Origin of the sequence: Azospirillum sp. TSH64 (genome assembly GCF_003116035.1) — a bacterium.
Taxonomy (GTDB): domain Bacteria; phylum Pseudomonadota; class Alphaproteobacteria; order Azospirillales; family Azospirillaceae; genus Azospirillum.
Genome location: NZ_LGQW01000015.1, coordinates 4,785,279 through 4,802,714 on the forward strand (window position 1 = coordinate 4,785,279; position 17,436 = coordinate 4,802,714).

Consider the following 17,436-nt stretch of genomic DNA (forward strand, 5'->3'; position numbering starts at 1 on the left):
CGGCATGCGGGCGAGGTCGGCCACCACCGGCTCGCCGCTGATGTCCTTGCCGAGCGCGATGGCGAGCTGTGCCGTGGTGTTGCGGAAGGCGTCGTGGTCGAAGCTCTCGCGCAGGTAGACCATCTCGCGCACCGGATTCGGCAGCTCGACGCCGATGACGCTGCGGCCGGGAACGATGGCGATGCGGGCGGTGACCACGCTCATCGAGCGGGCGATGTCATCGGTCAGGTTGATGACGGTGGCCGACTTGGTGCCGGGCGCCGGCTCGAATTCATAGAGGGTGACGACCGGGCCGGGGCGGACATCCATGATCTCGCCGCGGACGCGGAAATTCTTCAGGACGGTTTCCAGCATCCGCGCGTTGCGGGCCAGCACCGACTCGTCATGCTGCTGCACCGGGCGCGGCGGCGGGGTCTGCAGCAGCGAGACGGTGGGCAGCGAATAGACGGCGGGATAATCCACCGGGCCGGCCGGAGCGGCTGGCGCGCAGGGCACGGCGGGGGCCGTGGCGGGGCCGGGGATGGCGGTTGCCGCCTCCGCCACCGGTGCGGCTTCGCACGGGGTCGCAGGTGCCTCCGCCTCCGCCGGGTCGCGCGCCTCATAGGCCCATTCGACGCCCGACAGGAAGGCGAAGCCGGCGACCACCGCCAGCGCCTCGTCCGACAGGTTGGTGGAATAGACGGTCCCGGCGCGCGGGGTGCCGGGCAGAACCTCGACATCCCACATCACGCGGCCGTCGGGGCGCGGGTTCGGGACGAGATTGAACGGTCGGCCGTTCAGCGCGCACCACAGATTGAACTCGTCGGCGGTCACCACCCCCGCCTGGGTGGGCGGGGCGGCGAGATGCGGCATACGCGGGCTCATGCCGAGGCTCCGGGCTTCTGAACGGTGAGGGGGACTGGACCGGAGGAGGAGCCACCCGGCAGGGGGGGACGTGCCGCCAGCTCGCGCGGCGTCATCTCGTAGGCGGCGACCAGCAGCTTGTCGATGCTGACGCCGTCGCTGGACATCGGCAGCACCAGCCGCTCGAAGCTGCGGGTGCGCCCGCCGAAGACCGCGGTGTGGACACGGGCGACAGGCAGCCGCTCGCGGCGCACCGTCTCGTATTCCGGCTGAAGCAATGCCCGCTGTTCCGGCGGCAGATCGTCCAGCGTGGCGCCCAGGCGCGACTGGCCGAAAGCGGTTGCCAGCGCCTTGCCGTAATAGGAATAGACGAAGGTGCCGGCTTCTTCCCCGATCACCTCGAAGACGGCGATGTTGTCCTTCCACGGCCGCAGGTCGGCCGGGGCGATGCTGCTGGGGACCGGCGGCCGGCCGGCGACGGATTTGGTGAGCCAGAATTCGAGCAGGCCGCTTAGATACGGCGTCGCCAGCTCGGTTCTTTCCTTGGTCATGACAATCGCAGCTGGACGGGCGGCGCTCCCGCGGGATGGTGCCGCCGGAGCTTTCAAGAGCCGCCCGAACCATACCCGCAAGGGCCGGTGTGGCGCAACCGCAAGGGCTAAGCCCGTCAGGGACGCCGCACCCCGGCGTTTACCCGTGCTTCATCAGGCCGCACAGGTGACGCCGGTGCCGCCAAGCCCGCAATAGCCGTTTGGATTCTTGGCAAGATACTGCTGGTGGTAGCCTTCCGCGAAGTAGAAGGGAGGAGCCTCGCGGATCTCGGTGGTGATCGGGCCATAGCCGGCCTGGGCCAGCCGCTCCTGGTAGGCCGCCAGCGTCGCTTCCGCCGCCGCCTGCTGGGCGGGGCTGTGGGTGTAGACAGCGGACCGGTACTGGGTGCCGACATCGTTGCCCTGGCGCATGCCCTGGGTCGGGTCGTGCGACTCCCAGAAGACGCGCAGCAGATCCTCCGCCTTCACCATCGCCGGGTCATAGACGACGCGCACCGCCTCGGTATGGCCGGTGCGGCCGGAGCAGACCTCCTCATAGGTCGGGTTCGGGGTATGGCCGCCCTGGTAGCCGACGGCGGTCACCCAGACGCCGGGGACCTGCCAGAATTTGCGCTCCGCTCCCCAGAAGCAGCCGAGCCCGAGGTCGATGACCTCCAGCCCGGGCGGATAGGGGCCGGTCAGGCGATGGCCGTTGACATGGTGCTGTTCGGGAACCGGAACGGGTTGGCTGCGGCCGGGCAGCGCCTCCTCCGGCGTCGGCAGCGTCGCCGGCTTGCGCAGAAAATGCCCCAGCATGGTCGGGTCTCCCATCATGACGATCCGTTGGAGTGACCTCTTATGTCGGGTCGCGGCCGGGCTGCGGCAAGGTGGCGCCAGCGGAGTCGGCGTGCCGGTGAACCTTCGGGCTGTTTCGCGCGTTTGAGCTTGCGATCTGCTGGGAACTTGAAAAAAGGAGAGCCATCATGGCCAGCACCACCGACGAGCGCCTGATCCAATCCCTCATCGACCATGGCCGCCGCAACGGCAACCGGCTGAGCGCCGAGGCGCTGGGCGGTATCCTGCCCGTCGACACGATGACGCCGGAGGAAACCGCCGCAGTGATCGAGCGGGTCGAGGCGGCCGGGGTCGAGGTCGAACTGGACGATTCCCGCCTGATGCAGGGCCGGCCCAATCCGGCGCTGGCCCGGCAGACCGGCGACTATCACCGCGGCGACGGCGTCGTCGACATGGCGAACCCGGCCGCCCCAGCGGTGTCGGCCCCGGGTGCGGTGCCGTCGCGCCACGGTTGGGCCGACGACATCGCGAACGGCCATGTGGGCCACCACAATGCCGTCCCCAGTTGGACGCGCAACGGTGTGGAACTGCTGCCGCTGGCGTCCGTCGCCCTGGTGGCGGTGGTGCTGATCGCGGCGCTCGGCTGAAGGCAGCCCTTACCCGGCGGCCAGGGCATGGATGAGGATGGCGGCGGTGGCGGCGACGTTCAGCGACTGGACGCGGCCGCTGCCGGGGATGGTCAGCACCGCCTCGCAGGCCGCGAGCGTGGCCGGCGGAATGCCGTCCTCCTCGTTGCCCAGCACGACGGCCGGCGGCTTCACACCCTGCTTGCCGCGCCAGCCCGTCAGCGCGCCGGCATCGACGGTCGGCCGGGTCTGGTCCAGTGCCGTCCCGAACACCCGGTGGCTGGTGCGCAGCCGCTTCAGCACGGCCGGCAGGGCGGGGGCGCGCTCCAGCGCCACCCACTCGAACCCGCCCTCCGCCACGCGATAGGCGGCCTCGGACGGCAATGCCTGGCCGGGATGGTCGGAGACCAGGACGCGGGGCAGGCCGAAGAAGGCGGCGGTGCGCAGGATGGCGCCCAGATTGTGCGGGTTGCCGACCCCGTCCAGGATCAGCAGCGGCTCCGTTGCCCGGCGCGCGGCCTCGGTGTCGAACAGCGGCAGCGTCCGAGGCGCCATCAGCGCGACCACGCCGCCGTGCAGAACCGTGCCGGCGACTTTCGCCAGTTCCTCCGCCTCCACCATGCGGTAGGGCTTGCGGGCCGCCGCCATCGCCTTGCAGAAGGCACCGACCGCCGGTTTCAGCCGCTCGTCGAAGAACAGGCGCTCCACCCGCTCCGGCTCATGGGTGAACAGGGCGGACACGGCGGCCAGCCCGGCCACGCGGAACAGCTTGCGCGATTCGGTGGGCTCCGGGGCTGACGGTGCGGACGAGAGGGCGGGGGCTGCGGTCCGGGAGCGGGCGCGGCTGGGATGGGGCGGGCGCCCGCGCGGAGGCATGGAGGTCCTGTCTGTCTGGAAGAGGGTGGTGGCTTACAGCAGCTTCACCACCAGGAAGCCGCCGATCAGCGCCACCGCGAACACGCTGGTGACGAGGGTCAGCCGCTTTTCGATGAAGGCGCGGATCGGCGGACCGAAGAAATACAGCAGAGCCGCGACCAGATAGAAGCGGATCGACCGCGAGATGATCGAAGCGCCGATGAAAACCCACAGCGGTAGATGCGCCACGCCGGCTGTGATGGTCAGCAGCTTGTAGGGGATGGGCGTCATGCCCTTGATGATCAGGATTTCCGCCCCGTACTCGACGAAGGTGTGGCGCAGCTGCTCGAACTTGTCGGTCAGGTGATAGAACTCGATCACCCAGCGGCCGATCGTCTCGTACAGGAAATAGCCGATCATATAGCCGGCGATGCCGCCGACCACCGAGGCCAGCGTGCAGATCGTCGCCAGCTTCCACGCCGCCTTGCGGTTGGCGATGACCATCGGCACCAGCAGCAGGTCCGGCGGCAGCGGGAAGAAGGAGCTTTCGGCAAAGGACACACCGGCCAGCCAAGCGGTCGAATCCTTCGACGCGGCCTTGGCCATGGTCCAGTCGTAAAGACGCTTCAGCATGAATGGGCCGTCCTTCGTCGCTGCCGTTGCGGTGCACGAGGCCTCTTTTAGGCGCGACGGTGCCGGTGCGCCAGTGCCCAATTCGACCGCCCCCGGACAGGGAGAACCCGTCCGGAGGCGTTAGCCCGTTCCAGTGAGGACGGTTCAGGCGGCGGCGGCGCCGGAGGGCAGCGCATTGGCATTTGCGGCTGGCACCGCTGCCGGAGCCTCCTCCCTGCGCAGCGCGCCGCGCAGGCGCAGCAGGTTGGCGGCGGCACAGAAGGCATCCGACGCCATGGCGAAGGGCGACATCACCAGCGCGTTGTGGCTGACCCAGAAACCGCCGGCCACCAGCAGGAGAATGCGCATGCGGACCGCGTCCGATTGCCAGCGGGCAAGGGTGGAGAAGGTGATGCCCAGGCTGGACAGCGCAGACGGCAGGCCGGACCAGGTGAACAGTGCGATGGCGGCGACGCCCGGCACCGTCGCCGCGAAGATCGCCGTCTGCCAGCGGCTGCGCCCTTCCGGCAGCGCCGCCAGCGCCTGCGCCACCACCAGCAGGCAAAGCGCCGCGGCGGTGTGCGCCCCCAGCAGCACATAGTGGGTGATGAACATCAGGTTGGTGGCGGCCTGCCCGGCCAGCAGGGCACGGCGCTTCTTCATCAGCGGCCACAGGCACGAACCGGCGAAGGCGGCGGCACCGAAGGCGTCGGCGGCCGTGACGGGCAGGGGGAGGGACAGCATGGCGGGGGGATCGGCTCGGGCAAAGGCACGGCGGTGCGGCGCCGCGGCTGCGGCCCGTCCGGATGCCGGATGAGGTCGGGGGAAACGGGTTGTTGCCGTACGGTCACGCTGGCGCCGAGCTGCAACAGAGCCATATGTACGGTGCCTCGTCCCGCCGCACCATCGGACTTCCGGTTGCCCAGGGCTGCACGGCGCGCATGGAAGAAAAAGCGGACGTTGCACCGCGAAATCGGCATGTCGGGCGAACGGCGGGATCAGGCGGCCATGCGCAATGGCCGTTGCGGTTCGACCATATATTTCCGGCGCATCTTCATGAACGGTTGTTCGATGGCGAAATAGGTCAGGGTGGAAAGAGCGATCGACGCCGGTAGAACCACGGCCGTGCAGACCAGCAGCGCATTGATGTGCGGATTCTGCATCAGCTTAAGAATGTCACCGTATTTCCCGATCTGCGTGATGACGATGAAGTTGGTCAGATAGATGGAATAGGAGATCGAGCCGATATAAGCCGTCATCCGCGATAGGGCGGGGGAACCGGAAATGCGGACGGACAGATAGGTCACAATGACGAGTGCCCAGCCGGCCGCCTCGACGGTGGGCCAGACTGTCTTCCAGGTGGCGATCACCGGATAACCTCCGGCCCGATGGAAAACCGTGATCATGGTCAGCATCAGAAGGATTGCGGGCAGGAAGGCCCGGCCGAGCCACAAGGCGCCCTGTGGAGTATCGTTGCAGCGGCGCAGCGCCACGGCCGCGATCATGCCGATCAGGAACTGATCGATGCGTCCGACGATCGTCCAATAAGCGATTGCGCGGGAATTCGCGCCGAACTGATCGGCGATGAGCCGATAGACGAATGCGCACAGGATCATCAACGCCAGTTGTCGGCATCCCTGCCGGTTCAGGATCGACAGCAGGAAGGGGAAGATCAGATAAAACTGGAACTCGACGGCGACCGTCCAGAACAGGCTGGTTGCTACCCCGTAGGTCGCCTTGTTCCCGGCATTCAGGAATGGAACCGCCATCTCGAGAATTTTGGCCGGATCGACGGCATCCGGCGTCATGGCGATACCGACAAGGAGAAGCCAGGCATAGAGAGGATAGATTCGGAGCAAGCGGTTCCGCAGGAAGCCGAAATAAGAGACTTCACGGCCGTTTGCGCCCCATGTGAAGATGAAGCCCGATAACACCATGAAGAGCGCGACGCCGGTGTGTCCCTCCACCACCATCGCCAGCAACGGGTTTTTTGTATGGACCCAACCTTCAATCAGGTTCCCACCCGCCGATTGTGGGAGGATCTGAAACGAGTGGTAGTATAAAACGATAAGAGCTGCAAATGCACGGAGATGGTCGAGCCGTGGAAGATATGCGATGTTGACGGATTTTTCCATTATTCTGCTTTTCAAAAATGTTCTTCGGGTTCAAAATCTTCTATAATGATCTGCGCGATCTTTTTCTCGAGAAATCTTTTCATCCATGAGGGCGCCGCCCTTTGCTTCGATGGCCGCCTGCATCGGGGCGCGGCCTATGTCGTGCCATCGGCATTCGAGTCTGTAGCCTGTGCCCGGCTCTCCGTCTCCGTCTCCTTCAGCACTTCGTCCAGCCAGCGCAGATGCGGCTCGGCGGCCTTGCGCGCCTCCTCCTGGGTCTGGCGATAGCGGGCGACCACCTCCTGGCCCAGCGGGGTCAGGCCGGCACCGCCACCCTCACGCCCGCCGACGCAGGTGCGGATCACCGGTTCGCGGAAGGCGGTGTTCATCGTCTCCACCAGGAACCAGGCGCGGCGGAAGGTCATGTCCAGCGACCGCGCGGCGGCGGAGATCGAGCCGGTGCGGTCGATGGCCTCCAGCAGGGCGATCTTGCCGGGGCCGATGGCGCCCGACGGGTGCAGGAAACGGACACGAAGGTCGGCAGGCATGGTGTTCCGATGCAAATCCGAAAGAGAGGGGAACAACCATGTGGAGGGCGACCCGCCGGTTCAAGCGACAAGTCGCGCAATAGGGGGAACCACCGATGGGATGCGCAATCGGCCGCACCCCTCCAGTGGCTTCCCTACTGTTCGGGCCTTATTCCGCTCCTGCCGCCTCGGCGAGGCCCAGGAAGGCGGGCAGTTCGTGGGTGATGACGTAACTGGGCACCGGTGCGAGGAAATCGCGCATCCGGCCCTTCTCCACGAAGCGCTTGCGGAAGCGGGAATGGGTGAACAGCGTGTCCAGCTTCGGCACGATGCCGCCGGCGATATAAATGCCGCCGCGCGCGCCCAGCGTCAGAGCGAGGTTGCCGGCGACGGTGCCCAGCATGGCGCAGAACATCTCCACCGCCTCGACGCAATGGGCCTCGCTGCCGTTCAGGGCGTTGTCGGCCACCTGCGCAGGCGTGAGGGCGGCCGGCTCCCGCCCGTCCAGGATCGACAGCGCGCCGTAGAGGTTGACGAGGCCGGGGCCGGACAGCACCCGTTCGGCCGAGACATGCTCGAAGCTCTTGCGCAACTGGCCGAGCACGGCGCTTTCGCGGTCGCTGATCGGCGCCATGGTGACATGACCACCCTCGCCCGACAGTGCGGTCCAGCGGTTGTTGGCGCCCGGCACCAGACCGGACACGCCCAGCCCGCTGCCCGGCCCCAGCACGCCGACAACGGCACCCGCCTGCGGCGCGCCCTCGCCGATCTGGCGGCGATCCTCTTCGGCCAGACGCGGCACCGACAGGGCGACGGCGGTGAAGTCGTTGATGACGACCAGCCCGTCCAGCCCCAGCGCGTCCCGCACCCGGTTGACGGAGAACTGCCAGACCAGATTGGTCATGGCGATGCGGTCGCCGGTAACCGGCCCGGCCACCGCGAAGGCGCCGCGCCGCGGCCGGCCGGGAGTGCCGACCGCCGCCAGCCCGACCGCCGTCAGGTAAGCGGTGGCCGCATCCTCGATCGAGGCGTAATCGGCACAGCGCAGCACGCGGGTGTCGCGGACGATGCGTCCGTCGATCAGGCCGAAGCGGGCATTGGTGCCGCCGATGTCGGCAACCAGAATGGGGGCCAGAATGGGAGCAGCGTTACCGGCGGTGCCGGGAATGGCGGGGGAGAGGTCGGCGGCCATGGATCCGGATCTGCGCTGTTGGTGGGCCGAGCGGATGCTCAGGTGACCGGAAAGTCATACGGTGCCCGCGTCAATGCGTCTACATAGCTTTCGCGCCACCAGTTGATGTCCTGCCGCCGCAGGGTCTGCATCAGGGCGGCGTGGCGCTCCTTGCGCTCGCCCAGCGGCATGGTCAGCGCCCGTTGCAGCGCGTCGCCGACGCCCTCGATGTCGAACGGGTTGACGATCAGCGCCTCGCCCATCTCGTGGGCGGCACCAGCGAACTGGGACAGCACCAGCACGCCCGGATTGTCGGCGTCCTGGCAGGCGACATACTCCTTCGCGACGAGATTCATGCCGTCGCGCAGCGGCGTCACCAGCCCGACATTGGCCAACCGGTAGAAGCCGGCCAGAACGCGCTGGCCGAAGCTGCGGTTCAGGTAGCGGATCGGCTGCCAGTCGAACTCGGCGAAACGGCCGTTGATGCGGCCGGCCATCTCCGACAATTCGCGGCGGATGGCGATGTATTCCGGCACATCCTCCCGGCTTGGCGGGGCGACCTGAAGGAAAGAGACGCGGTTGCAATGCTCCGGGTAGCTTTCCAGAAGCTGCTCGAAGGCGGCGAAGCGTTGCGGCAGGCCCTTGGAATAATCGAGCCGGTCGACGCCGATGATCAGCCGGCGTCCCACCAGGCTTTCGCGCAGCCGTTCGGCCTGGCGCGAGCGGCCGGCGGTGCGGGCCAGGCTTTCCAGCGCCGGGGTATCGATGCTGATGGGAAACACCTTCGCCATCAGGGTTCGGCCGAAGGCGCGGATCATCGCCGTGCCGTAGGCGCCGCGCTGTTCCACCGTGCCGTCGGTCTCGGTGCGGATGTAGTCGCAGAAGCCGCGCAGGTCGGTGGCGGTGTGGAAGCCGACCAGATCGTAGGCGCACAGCTCGCGGATCAGGTCGCGGTGGTTGGGCAGGGCGGTCAGCAGTTCCGGCGGCGGGAAGGGCGTGTGCAGGAAGAAGCCCATGCGCTGCGAACAGCCGCGGCGGCGCAACTCGTCGCCGAAGGGGATCAGGTGATAGTCGTGGACCCAGACCATGTCGTCCGGGCGCAGCAGAGGCTCCAGCTTGTCGGCGAAATAGGCGTTGACCCTGGAATAGCCCTCGCGCGTGCGACGGTTCACCGAGATCAGGCCCAGGCGGTAGTGGAACAGCGGCCATAAGGTCTGGTTGGCGAAACCGTTATAATATTCCTCATGATCGCGGCGGCCCAGATCCAGCGTGGCGTAGGTCAGCTTGCCGGCCTCCGTCTTGGTCGGCTCCGCCTGGGACTCGCCATCGACGACCGTTCCGCTCCACCCGAACCAGATGCCCCCGGTCTTCTTCAAGGCTGCCAGGATGGCGACGGCGAGACCGCCTGCGGCCTGCTTGCCCTCTTCCATAAGGGCGACCCGGTTGGATACGACGACGAGCCTGCTCACGATCTTCTTCTCCTTATTGGCCGCCGGCAGGGCGTTCCGCAGTCCGCAACTTCAGGGCCGCCGTGGCGGACACCCGGTATTGGACCACTGCGAAACGACAAAGGGCGGCCTTGGTTCCGAACTCCCGCCGTCACGCTCACGATAGCGGTCCGAAGGTACGGCACCTTTTGTCCTTTGGGGCAAACTGTTTCACGAAAGGTTATGCTGCGGTGCAGCAAATCTAGATAGATCCTATCCGGTTCGCGGTATCTCCTGTCTCGATTAACGTGATGTAATGAATAAGAAATTCTTTTTGGGCTTGAAGCCGGGACGCCACGCGCTCATATTGTGCAGTGCGGCAACGGTCGCGCCTCGGCGTGGACGTTGGCGTAACGCACTTCTTGGGCGTTTCCTCCCTAGACTGAAGGCCGCGGGTCCGCCCGCGGCCCTTTTTTTGGCCTGACGGTCCGTTGGCCGGGGGGCAGGAGGGTCAGCGCGGACCAAGCCCGTCGGGCGGCAGCAGGCCCAGCGTGTCGACCAGTTCGGTCATGTGGCGGGCCAGGGTGCCAAGATAGGGCAGGCGGGTTAGCGCCGCCTCGTCCATGTAGAGATCTCGGGCGATTTCGATCTGAAGCGTGTGGATGCCCTGGCGCGGCCGGCCGTAATGGCGGGTGGTGTAGCCGCCGGCATAGGGATTGTTGCGGCTGACCGCATAGCCCAGCCCGCGCAGGTAATCCTCCGCCGCGTCGATCACCGCCGGGGCGCAGGCATTGCCGAAACAGTCGCCCAACACGATGTCGGGATGGGTGCCGCCGCGCCCGTTGCCCCGTCCACCGGTGGTGACGCTGCCCGACGGCATGGAATGGCAGTCGATCAGCAGGACATGGCCGAAGGCGTCGCGGGTGCCGTCCACCAGCTGGCGCAGCGCGTTGTGATAGGGGGTGTAGCAGCGGCTGACGCGGTCCAGCGCCTCGGCGAAGCGCAGCTTGCCTTTGTAGATGTCTTCGCCGTTGGCGACCACGCGGGCGATGGTGCCCAGCCCCGCAGCCACCCGGGGGGAGCGGGTGTTGACATAGGCCGGCAGCGGATCGGCGAACATCTCCGGATCCAGTTCGTAGGCCTCGCGGTTGACGTCCAGATAGGCGCGCGGAAACAGGGCGCGGATCAGCGGCACGCCGAAGCCCGGGGCGAAGGCGAAGATCTCGTCGACGAAGCAATCCTCCGACTTGCGCAGCGCCCGGGCATCCAGGCGGGACGAGGCGAGGAACTCTGCGGAATACGCATTGCCGCTGTGCGGCGATGCCAGCACGAGCGGCAGCCTCTGGCTCTGCGGGGCCAGAATTTCGAAGGCCGGGGCGTTGGGCAGCGGAGCGGCGGCCGGGTCGGCACCGGCACCAGCGCCGCGTTGCGCGTCGAAGGAGGCGTCCATGATCGAATGATGTAATGGACGCCGGCCCCAGTGTCACGGAACCTCTGTCACGGAACCGTCTGTGAGGGGGCCGGCCGCCTCCCTGCCGCCGGCGGATAAAAAAAGCGGATGGGTGGTGCGAAAGAGCTTGCGTGTCGGCAAGGAGGTCGGTATACACCCGCCCACGCCGGACGGAACGACGCCAAGCGCTTCTCCGCCGGTTGCTACAGTGGGCGGTTAGCTCAGCGGGAGAGCACTACGTTGACATCGTAGGGGTCACTGGTTCAATCCCAGTACCGCCCACCATTCTGAAGGCCGCGAACCGGAACGGGTTCGCGGCCTTCGCCGTTCCAGGGCTGCTCTTGGGGCTGCCGCATTTTTTAGCGGCTGCATATCTGAACTCCGTTCGTCCGGATCGCAGCCCCTCGCCACAATCCTCCCTGCGCCGTACCATCCGGGCGGCAAACAATGCATCGGGAGGATTTTCATGCCTGTCCATACCCTGCGCCACAGCGGCCGGAGCCTTGCCGCAGCCGTCGGCGCGGTGCTGGTCTGTGCCGTTACTGCCCTGTCGTCCGCCGGTGCGCTGGCGCAGACCGCTCCGTCGGCATCGGCCGCTTCACAGCCGGCTGAAAACTCGCGCCTGGATGCCGTTCTGTCGGCCGGTACGCTGCGCGTCGGCACCACCGGCGACTACAAGCCCTTCACCTACCTGAACCCGCAGACCCAGAAGTTCGAGGGCATGGACATCGACCTTGCCGAAGCGATGGGCAAGGCGCTGGGCGTGAAGGTGGAGTTCGTGAAGACCAGTTGGGGCAACCTCCTGCCCGACCTGCTGGCGGACAAGTACGACATCGCCGTCGGCGGCGTCTCCGTCACGCTGGAGCGGCAGAAGAAGGCGCTGTTCTCCGATCCGCTGATGCGCGACGGCAAGACGCCGATCACCCGCTGCGAGAACAAGGACCGCTTCCAGACCGTCGCCGACATCGACAAGCCCGGCGTCCGCCTGATCGTCAACCCTGGCGGCACCAACGAGAAGTTCGCCCGCGCCAACATCCGCACGGCCCAGATCGAAGTCCATCCGGACAACGTCACCATCTTCGACCAGATCGTCGCCGGCAAGGCCGACCTGATGATCACCGACGCGGTGGAGACGCGGCTTCAGCAGAAGCTGCATCCGGAACTGTGCGCCGTCCATCCTGACCAGCCCTTCGACTTCTCGGAGAAGGCCTTCCTGCTGCCGCGCGACATCGTGCTGAAGCTGTGGGTCGACCAGTGGCTGCACCAGGCCGTCGCCACCGGCCAGTATCAGGCGGTTTTCGATCGCTGGCTGAAGTAGCTGGTCCCGGCAACTGGAGATGCCGTCGTGCCGTCCGCAGCGCGGCGGCATTTCCATGCGGCCCGATGGAGTTCCGCAACTATGCACCTAACCGGCGTCTTTATCCGGTGCCCGGTCCAAACGCACCAAGGGCCTGGCGACTGCTCGCCAGGCCCTTGATCGATTTGGTGGAGCCAAGGAGGATCGAACTCCTGACCTCTACAATGCCATTGTAGCGCTCTCCCAGCTGAGCTATGGCCCCTTAACTCTGGGGGCCGGTCGTTTCCGTCCGGCCTTGGTGGAGCGGGATAATAGTCAGGCAGCGGAGTGATGCAAGCGGAAAATTCGTCCTTTCGCGCTTTTTTCACCACCCCGCCGGCCGTCCCGCCGCCACTGGGAGGGGCGCCGGTCAGCGCTCCTCCTCGTCCTCACCCTCGACGTCGACGACCTCGTCCATGTCGTCCTCGCCCAGTTCGGACGTGTCCTCGATCAGGACATCGTCCTCGTCCTCGGCGGTGTCGTCGGCTTCCTCGATGTCGTCGACCGACATGTCGTCCTCGGCATCCTCCAACTCCGGAGTCTCGGCCTCGGTCTCGACCTCTTCCTCGTCCTCGGCCACGACAGCCGCCTTCTTGGTGTCGTCGACCGGGGCCGGACGGGCCTTGCGGGACTTCAGCAGAGCCTCAGGATCGAACTGCGCGCCACAGCTCGGGCAGACCGGCGGGTCCTTGCGCATGTCATAGTAACGAGCGCCACAGCTCGGGCAGATGCGCTTGACGCCCCATTCGGGTTTGGCCACGCCACGTCCTCCGTCACAAAAATCAGGGGGGTTCTCAAGAGGCGCCCTTTGCCATGCCCTGCGGCGCTTGTCAAAAAAAAGATGAGACGAGCCGGCCGCCGCGGCGTCGCAGCACCGGCGGGAAAGTGGTATCCCGCCCGGGCAGGGGTTGCCTTTACACGGCGTTAACCATAACTCGCTAGAACGGACCTGCACACCGTGCAACTCCTCCATTTGGTTTCCTCCTTGAACTCGGGGCCGCTTACGGGCGGCCTCTTTTCATGTGCGCAAGGCGGAGGCTGCCGGGGTGCGGCCGGGACCCTGGAGCGGATGGCGCCGGTACAGGCGGCGATTTGGCCCCTCTCGCATCGAGGCGGGGGCTGTGATAGGAACGGCGGCCACAACCGCTTCCCGTTCCGATCCGAAGGACCCGTCCCATGACGCACGCAAGGCCGCTGCGCTCCACCACCACCGGCGCGATCCGGGGCAGCATCCGCGTGCCCGGCGACAAGTCGATCTCGCACCGGTCGCTGATGCTGGGCGCCATCGCCGTGGGCGAGACGGTGATCCATGGCCTGTTGGAGGGCGAGGATGTGCTGCACACCGCGGCTGCCATGCGTCTGCTGGGCGCCGAGGCGGAGCGGAGCGACGACGGCCAAGGGGGGAGTGTCTGGCGCGTGCGCGGCGTCGGGCTGGGTGCGTTGCAGGAACCGGCGCAGGTTCTCGACATGGGCAACAGCGGCACAGCCGCCCGCCTGCTGATGGGGCTGGTCGCCGGCCATCCGATCTCCTGCGTCTTCACCGGCGACGCCTCGCTGAACAAACGGCCGATGGCCCGCGTCACCAATCCGCTGGAGGAGATGGGCGCCCGCTTCGTCAGCCGCTCCGGCGGACGTCTCCCGCTGACCGTGGTCGGCAGCGGCGAGCTGGTTCCGATCACCTACCGCCTGCCGGTCGCGTCCGCCCAGGTCAAGTCGGCGATCCTGCTGGCCGGCCTCAACACCGCCGGCGCGACCACGGTGATCGAGGCGGAGCCGACCCGCGACCACACCGAACTGATGCTGCGCCATTTCGGCGCCACCGTGACGACCGAGCGGCTGGAGGACGGCGCGCTGGCCGTCACCGTCACCGGCCAGCCGGAGCTGACCGGCCGCAGCATCCATGTGCCGGCCGATCCCAGCAGTGCTGCCTTCCCGGCGGTCGCCGCCCTGCTGCGGCCGGGCTCCGAACTTCTGCTGAACGACGTCGGCATGAACCCGCGCCGCACCGGCCTCTACGACACGCTGGTGGAGATGGGGGGATCAATCGCCTTCGAGAACCGCCGCGACCAGGCGGGCGAGCCGGTGGCCGACCTGCGGGTTCGCCACAGCGCCCTGAAGGGCATCGTGGTGCCGGCGGATCGCGCGCCGAGCATGATCGACGAATACCCGGTCCTGGCCGCCGCCGCCGCCTGTGCCGAGGGCACCACGGTGATGCTGGGGCTGAAGGAACTGCGTGTGAAGGAGAGCGACCGCCTCGCCATGGTGGCGGAGGGGCTGACCCGCTGCGGCGTGTCGGTGGAGGTCGGTGCCGACGACAGCCTGACGGTCCATGGCACCGGCAAGCCGCCGAAGGGCGGTGCCACCGTCCTCACCGCCATGGACCACCGCATCGCGATGAGCTTCCTGGTCCTGGGCATGGCGACCGAACAGCCGGTGTCGGTCGACGACGGCGCCTTCATCGACACCAGCTTCCCCGATTTCGTCGGGCTGATGAACGGGCTCGGTGCCGCGATCGTGGAGGCTTGAGGCGATGACGCAGCCGCTTTCCAATCAGGGCACTCCGGTCGGGACCGTGGTCGTCGCCATCGACGGCCCGGCCGCCAGCGGCAAGGGCACCCTGTCTCAGCGCATCGCCGACGCCTTCGGCTTTGCCCATCTCGACACCGGCGTGCTGTACCGTGCGGTCGGCGTGTCGGTCCTGCGGGCCGGCGGCGATCCGGCCGACAACACGGCGGCGGCGCGGGCTGCCTATGACCTGCACCCCGAACATCCGATCCTGCGGGAGGTGGCCTTGCGCACCGACGAGGCGGCGCAGGCGGCCAGCAAGGTGGCGGCGGTGCCGGAGGTGCGGGCGGCGCTGCTAGACTTCCAGCGGCGCTTCGCCGCCCACCCGCCGGGCGGCGCGCCTGGGGCCGTTCTGGATGGGCGCGACATCGGAACGGTTGTCTGCCCCGATGCCCAGGCCAAACTGTTCATTACCGCTTCGGTGGAGGTCAGGGCCGAACGGCGACTCAAGGAGTTGCAGAGACGGGGGATTCCGGCTATATCCTCCGATGTCCTGGAGGACATGAAGACTCGTGATGCGCGCGACAGCCAGAGAGCGGTGGCCCCGCTCCGTCCGGCTGCCGACGCTTTTGTGCTTGATACGTCCGCTCTCGATGCCGATCAGGTGTTCTCGATGGCGGTCGCCCACATCGGTTCGAAAACCGGTCTGAAGCCCACGGCGTAACGCCGCCGCTTCCGACTTCCGTTGACGGGCCGCCGGTGGCGGCGCGAACGGGTCCGACCCCCTCCACGGAAAACCATCAACCAAGTCGCCGGGCGTGGTGCCCGGCGCGGCGGTTCGGTCGAGGTCCCACCCGTTTTGCCGCGGGCGGGACCGGAACGGGGCTGCTTTCGCGCCACCTTTAGGAGTTTCAATGGCACAGTCACTGGCCCGCACGGTCGAAAAGGAAAGCTTCGCGTCTCTGCTTGAAGAGTCGCTGGGCGCGGCCGAGTCGCTCGAAGGTACGGTCGTCAAGGGACGCGTCGTCGCCGTCGAGAACGACATGGTCACCATCGACGTCGGTCTGAAGTCGGAAGGCCGCGTCGCGCTGAAGGAATTCGCCGTTGCCGGCCAGCCGCCCGAGCTGAAGGCGGGCGACACCGTCGAGGTCTACCTCGAGCGGATGGAAGACAAGAACGGCGAGGCGATGCTGAGCCGTGAGAAGGCGAAGCGCGAAGAAGCCTGGGCCCTGCTGGAGAAGTCGTTCAACGACCAGACCCGCGTCACCGGCGTTATCTTCGGCCGCGTCAAGGGTGGCTTCACGGTCGACCTGTCGGGCGCCGTTGCTTTCCTGCCGGGCAGCCAGGTCGACATCCGTCCGGTCCGCGACATCTCCCCGCTGCTGGGCACCCCGCAGCCGTTCCAGATCCTGAAGATGGACCGCTCGCGCGGCAACATCGTCGTGTCGCGCCGCGCCGTGCTCGAAGAGAGCCGTGCGGAGGCCCGTTCGGAGCTGGTGGCCAACCTCAAGGAAGGCCAGATCCTCCAGGGCGTCGTCAAGAACATCACCGACTACGGTGCGTTCGTCGACCTGGGCGGCGTCGATGGCCTGCTGCACGTCACCGACATCGCGTGGCGCCGCATCAACCATCCGTCGGAAGCCCTGCAGATCGGCCAGACCGTCACGGTCCAGGTCATCCGCTTCAACCCGGAAACCCAGCGCATCAGCCTGGGCATGAAGCAGCTCGAAGCCGACCCGTGGGAAGGCGTCGAGGCCAAGTATCCGGTCGGCGCGAAGTTCAAGGGCCGCGTCACCAACATCACCGACTACGGCGCCTTCGTGGAGCTGGAGCCGGGGATCGAGGGCCTGGTCCACGTTTCGGAAATGTCCTGGACCAAGAAGAACGTCCATCCGGGCAAGATCGTGTCGACTTCGCAGGAAGTTGAGGTCATGGTCCTGGACGTCGATCCGCAGAAGCGCCGCATCAGCCTCGGCCTGAAGCAGTGCCTGGACAACCCGTGGGAGACCTTCACCGACAAGTTCGGTCCCGGCACCGAGCTGGAAGGCGAAGTCAAGAACATCACCGAGTTCGGTCTGTTCGTCGGCCTCCCGGGCGACATCGACGGCATGGTCCACATGTCCGATCTCGACTGGAACAAGTCGGGTGAAGAGGCGATCGCCGAGTACAAGAAGGGCGACCGCGTCAAGGTCAAGGTTCTCGACGTCGACGTCGAGAAGGAGCGCATCAGCCTCGGCATCAAGCAGCTGGCCAGCGACCCGTTCGAGTCGGCCACTGCCGGCCTGAAGAAGAACGAAGTCGTGACCTGCACCGTGACGCAGGTGACGGACGGCGGCATCGAAGTGACCGTCGGCGAGGGCTACACCGGCTTCATCCGCAAGTCGGACCTGTCCCGCGACCGTTCGGAACAGCGCCCGGACCGTTTCGCCGTCGGCGAGAAGGTCGATGCCAAGGTCACCCAGATCGACCGCGCTTCCCGCCGCATCTCGCTGTCCATCAAGGCCCGCGAGATGGAGGAAGAGAAGCAGGCGATGGCCGAGTTCGGTTCGTCCGACTCGGGCGCCTCGCTGGGCGATATCTTGGGCGCCGCTCTGAAGCGCAAGCAGCAGAACGACGAGTGATCGCCTGACGCTGTCCTCCCTTGC

At 67.0% G+C, this 17,436-nt stretch carries 17 protein-coding genes and 2 tRNA genes; 6 read left to right on the forward strand and 13 right to left on the reverse strand.

The window, feature by feature from the left end:
* The 3 genes from TSH64_RS23040 to msrA all read right to left on the reverse strand — a co-directional run.
* Positions 1–864: DNA translocase FtsK (locus TSH64_RS23040; RefSeq protein WP_282188119.1), on the reverse strand; the 864-nt coding region annotated here is incomplete at its 3' end.
* Positions 861–1,394 carry a PAS domain-containing protein gene (locus TSH64_RS23045; RefSeq protein WP_109448553.1) on the reverse strand — a complete coding sequence of 178 codons (534 nt, stop codon included), beginning with the start codon at positions 1,392–1,394 and terminating at the stop codon, positions 861–863. The genes TSH64_RS23040 and TSH64_RS23045, both read right to left, overlap by 4 nt.
* A gap of 153 nt (positions 1,395–1,547) precedes the next feature.
* Positions 1,548–2,189 (reverse strand): peptide-methionine (S)-S-oxide reductase MsrA, encoded by a 642-nt coding sequence (gene msrA, locus TSH64_RS23050; protein WP_109448555.1) that lies wholly within the window; start codon positions 2,187–2,189, stop codon positions 1,548–1,550.
* A gap of 167 nt (positions 2,190–2,356) precedes the next feature.
* Between msrA and TSH64_RS23055 the strand changes: the two genes are divergently transcribed.
* Positions 2,357–2,815: a hypothetical protein gene (locus tag TSH64_RS23055; RefSeq protein ID WP_109448557.1), complete on the forward strand. Its 459-nt coding sequence runs from the start codon at positions 2,357–2,359 to the stop codon at positions 2,813–2,815.
* Positions 2,816–2,824: 9 nt separating this feature from the next.
* On the opposite strand, the gene TSH64_RS23060 is transcribed toward TSH64_RS23055, so the two are convergent.
* The 8 genes from TSH64_RS23060 to TSH64_RS23095 form a co-directional block, all read right to left on the reverse strand.
* Positions 2,825–3,670 (reverse strand): RNA methyltransferase, encoded by an 846-nt coding sequence (locus TSH64_RS23060; protein WP_109448559.1) that lies wholly within the window; start codon positions 3,668–3,670, stop codon positions 2,825–2,827.
* A gap of 33 nt (positions 3,671–3,703) precedes the next feature.
* The gene (locus tag TSH64_RS23065) at positions 3,704–4,282 is read right to left on the reverse strand and encodes a YqaA family protein (RefSeq protein WP_085090362.1); all 579 of its coding nucleotides are present in this window, start codon (positions 4,280–4,282) and stop codon (positions 3,704–3,706) included.
* Positions 4,283–4,426: 144 nt separating this feature from the next.
* Positions 4,427–5,005 (reverse strand): YgjV family protein, encoded by a 579-nt coding sequence (locus TSH64_RS23070; RefSeq protein WP_109448561.1) that lies wholly within the window; start codon positions 5,003–5,005, stop codon positions 4,427–4,429.
* Positions 5,006–5,259: 254 nt separating this feature from the next.
* Complete coding sequence (locus tag TSH64_RS23075) at positions 5,260–6,396, reverse strand: acyltransferase (RefSeq protein WP_109448563.1); 1,137 nt, start codon at positions 6,394–6,396, stop codon at positions 5,260–5,262.
* Between the two features lie 134 nt (positions 6,397–6,530).
* Entirely contained in the window at positions 6,531–6,923 is a 393-nt protein-coding gene (locus TSH64_RS23080; protein ID WP_109448564.1) for a LysR family transcriptional regulator, read from the reverse strand.
* Positions 6,924–7,071: 148 nt separating this feature from the next.
* Positions 7,072–8,094 carry a glucokinase gene (locus TSH64_RS23085; RefSeq protein ID WP_109448565.1) on the reverse strand — a complete coding sequence of 341 codons (1,023 nt, stop codon included), beginning with the start codon at positions 8,092–8,094 and terminating at the stop codon, positions 7,072–7,074.
* Positions 8,095–8,132: 38 nt separating this feature from the next.
* Complete coding sequence (otsA, locus tag TSH64_RS23090; RefSeq protein ID WP_098738939.1) at positions 8,133–9,542, reverse strand: alpha,alpha-trehalose-phosphate synthase (UDP-forming); 1,410 nt, start codon at positions 9,540–9,542, stop codon at positions 8,133–8,135.
* 469 nt (positions 9,543–10,011) lie between these two features.
* Complete coding sequence (locus TSH64_RS23095) at positions 10,012–10,950, reverse strand: N-formylglutamate amidohydrolase (protein ID WP_109448567.1); 939 nt, start codon at positions 10,948–10,950, stop codon at positions 10,012–10,014.
* Positions 10,951–11,160: 210 nt separating this feature from the next.
* On the opposite strand from TSH64_RS23095, the gene TSH64_RS23100 reads away from it, so the two are divergent.
* Together TSH64_RS23100 and TSH64_RS23105 are read left to right on the forward strand one after the other, a co-directional pair.
* Positions 11,161–11,235: transfer RNA gene (locus tag TSH64_RS23100), tRNA-Val, on the forward strand.
* Positions 11,236–11,416: 181 nt separating this feature from the next.
* Positions 11,417–12,268 carry a transporter substrate-binding domain-containing protein gene (locus TSH64_RS23105; RefSeq protein WP_109448569.1) on the forward strand — a complete coding sequence of 284 codons (852 nt, stop codon included), beginning with the start codon at positions 11,417–11,419 and terminating at the stop codon, positions 12,266–12,268.
* Positions 12,269–12,433: 165 nt separating this feature from the next.
* Here TSH64_RS23105 and TSH64_RS23110 read toward each other — a convergent pair.
* Together TSH64_RS23110 and TSH64_RS23115 are read right to left on the reverse strand one after the other, a co-directional pair.
* Positions 12,434–12,509: transfer RNA gene (locus tag TSH64_RS23110), tRNA-Ala, on the reverse strand.
* A 147-nt stretch (positions 12,510–12,656) separates the two neighbouring features.
* A complete protein-coding gene (locus TSH64_RS23115) occupies positions 12,657–13,046 on the reverse strand; it encodes a TIGR02300 family protein (RefSeq protein ID WP_109448571.1) in 390 nt (129 codons plus the stop codon).
* Between the two features lie 416 nt (positions 13,047–13,462).
* Here TSH64_RS23115 and aroA point away from each other — a divergent pair, with 416 nt between their 5' ends.
* From aroA to rpsA, 3 genes are all read left to right on the forward strand, one after another.
* Positions 13,463–14,812: a 3-phosphoshikimate 1-carboxyvinyltransferase gene (gene aroA / locus TSH64_RS23120; RefSeq protein WP_109448573.1), complete on the forward strand. Its 1,350-nt coding sequence runs from the start codon at positions 13,463–13,465 to the stop codon at positions 14,810–14,812.
* 46 nt (positions 14,813–14,858) lie between these two features.
* On the forward strand, positions 14,859–15,515 hold the full coding sequence (gene cmk / locus TSH64_RS23125; RefSeq protein ID WP_199237820.1) for a (d)CMP kinase: 657 nt from the start codon (positions 14,859–14,861) through the stop codon (positions 15,513–15,515).
* Between the two features lie 190 nt (positions 15,516–15,705).
* Positions 15,706–17,412, forward strand: a complete 1,707-nt coding sequence (gene rpsA / locus TSH64_RS23130; protein WP_042694362.1) for a 30S ribosomal protein S1 — start codon at positions 15,706–15,708, stop codon at positions 17,410–17,412.
* Positions 17,413–17,436: the final 24 nt, after the last annotated feature.

Excerpts from the sequence above, each read along its gene's own strand:
- TSH64_RS23045 (WP_109448553.1), bottom strand. The coding sequence starts at position 1,394 with ATGACCAAGGAAAGAACCGAGCTGGCGACGCCGTATCTAAGCGGCCTG.
- msrA (WP_109448555.1), bottom strand. The coding sequence starts at position 2,189 with ATGCTGGGGCATTTTCTGCGCAAGCCGGCGACGCTGCCGACGCCGGAG.
- TSH64_RS23055 (WP_109448557.1), top strand. The coding sequence starts at position 2,357 with ATGGCCAGCACCACCGACGAGCGCCTGATCCAATCCCTCATCGACCAT.
- TSH64_RS23060 (WP_109448559.1), bottom strand. The coding sequence starts at position 3,670 with ATGCCTCCGCGCGGGCGCCCGCCCCATCCCAGCCGCGCCCGCTCCCGG.
- TSH64_RS23065 (WP_085090362.1), bottom strand. The coding sequence starts at position 4,282 with ATGCTGAAGCGTCTTTACGACTGGACCATGGCCAAGGCCGCGTCGAAG.
- TSH64_RS23070 (WP_109448561.1), bottom strand. The coding sequence starts at position 5,005 with ATGCTGTCCCTCCCCCTGCCCGTCACGGCCGCCGACGCCTTCGGTGCC.
- TSH64_RS23075 (WP_109448563.1), bottom strand. The coding sequence starts at position 6,396 with ATGGAAAAATCCGTCAACATCGCATATCTTCCACGGCTCGACCATCTC.
- TSH64_RS23080 (WP_109448564.1), bottom strand. The coding sequence starts at position 6,923 with ATGCCTGCCGACCTTCGTGTCCGTTTCCTGCACCCGTCGGGCGCCATC.
- TSH64_RS23085 (WP_109448565.1), bottom strand. The coding sequence starts at position 8,094 with ATGGCCGCCGACCTCTCCCCCGCCATTCCCGGCACCGCCGGTAACGCT.
- TSH64_RS23095 (WP_109448567.1), bottom strand. The coding sequence starts at position 10,950 with ATGGACGCCTCCTTCGACGCGCAACGCGGCGCTGGTGCCGGTGCCGAC.
- TSH64_RS23105 (WP_109448569.1), top strand. The coding sequence starts at position 11,417 with ATGCCTGTCCATACCCTGCGCCACAGCGGCCGGAGCCTTGCCGCAGCC.
- aroA (WP_109448573.1), top strand. The coding sequence starts at position 13,463 with ATGACGCACGCAAGGCCGCTGCGCTCCACCACCACCGGCGCGATCCGG.
- rpsA (WP_042694362.1), top strand. The coding sequence starts at position 15,706 with ATGGCACAGTCACTGGCCCGCACGGTCGAAAAGGAAAGCTTCGCGTCT.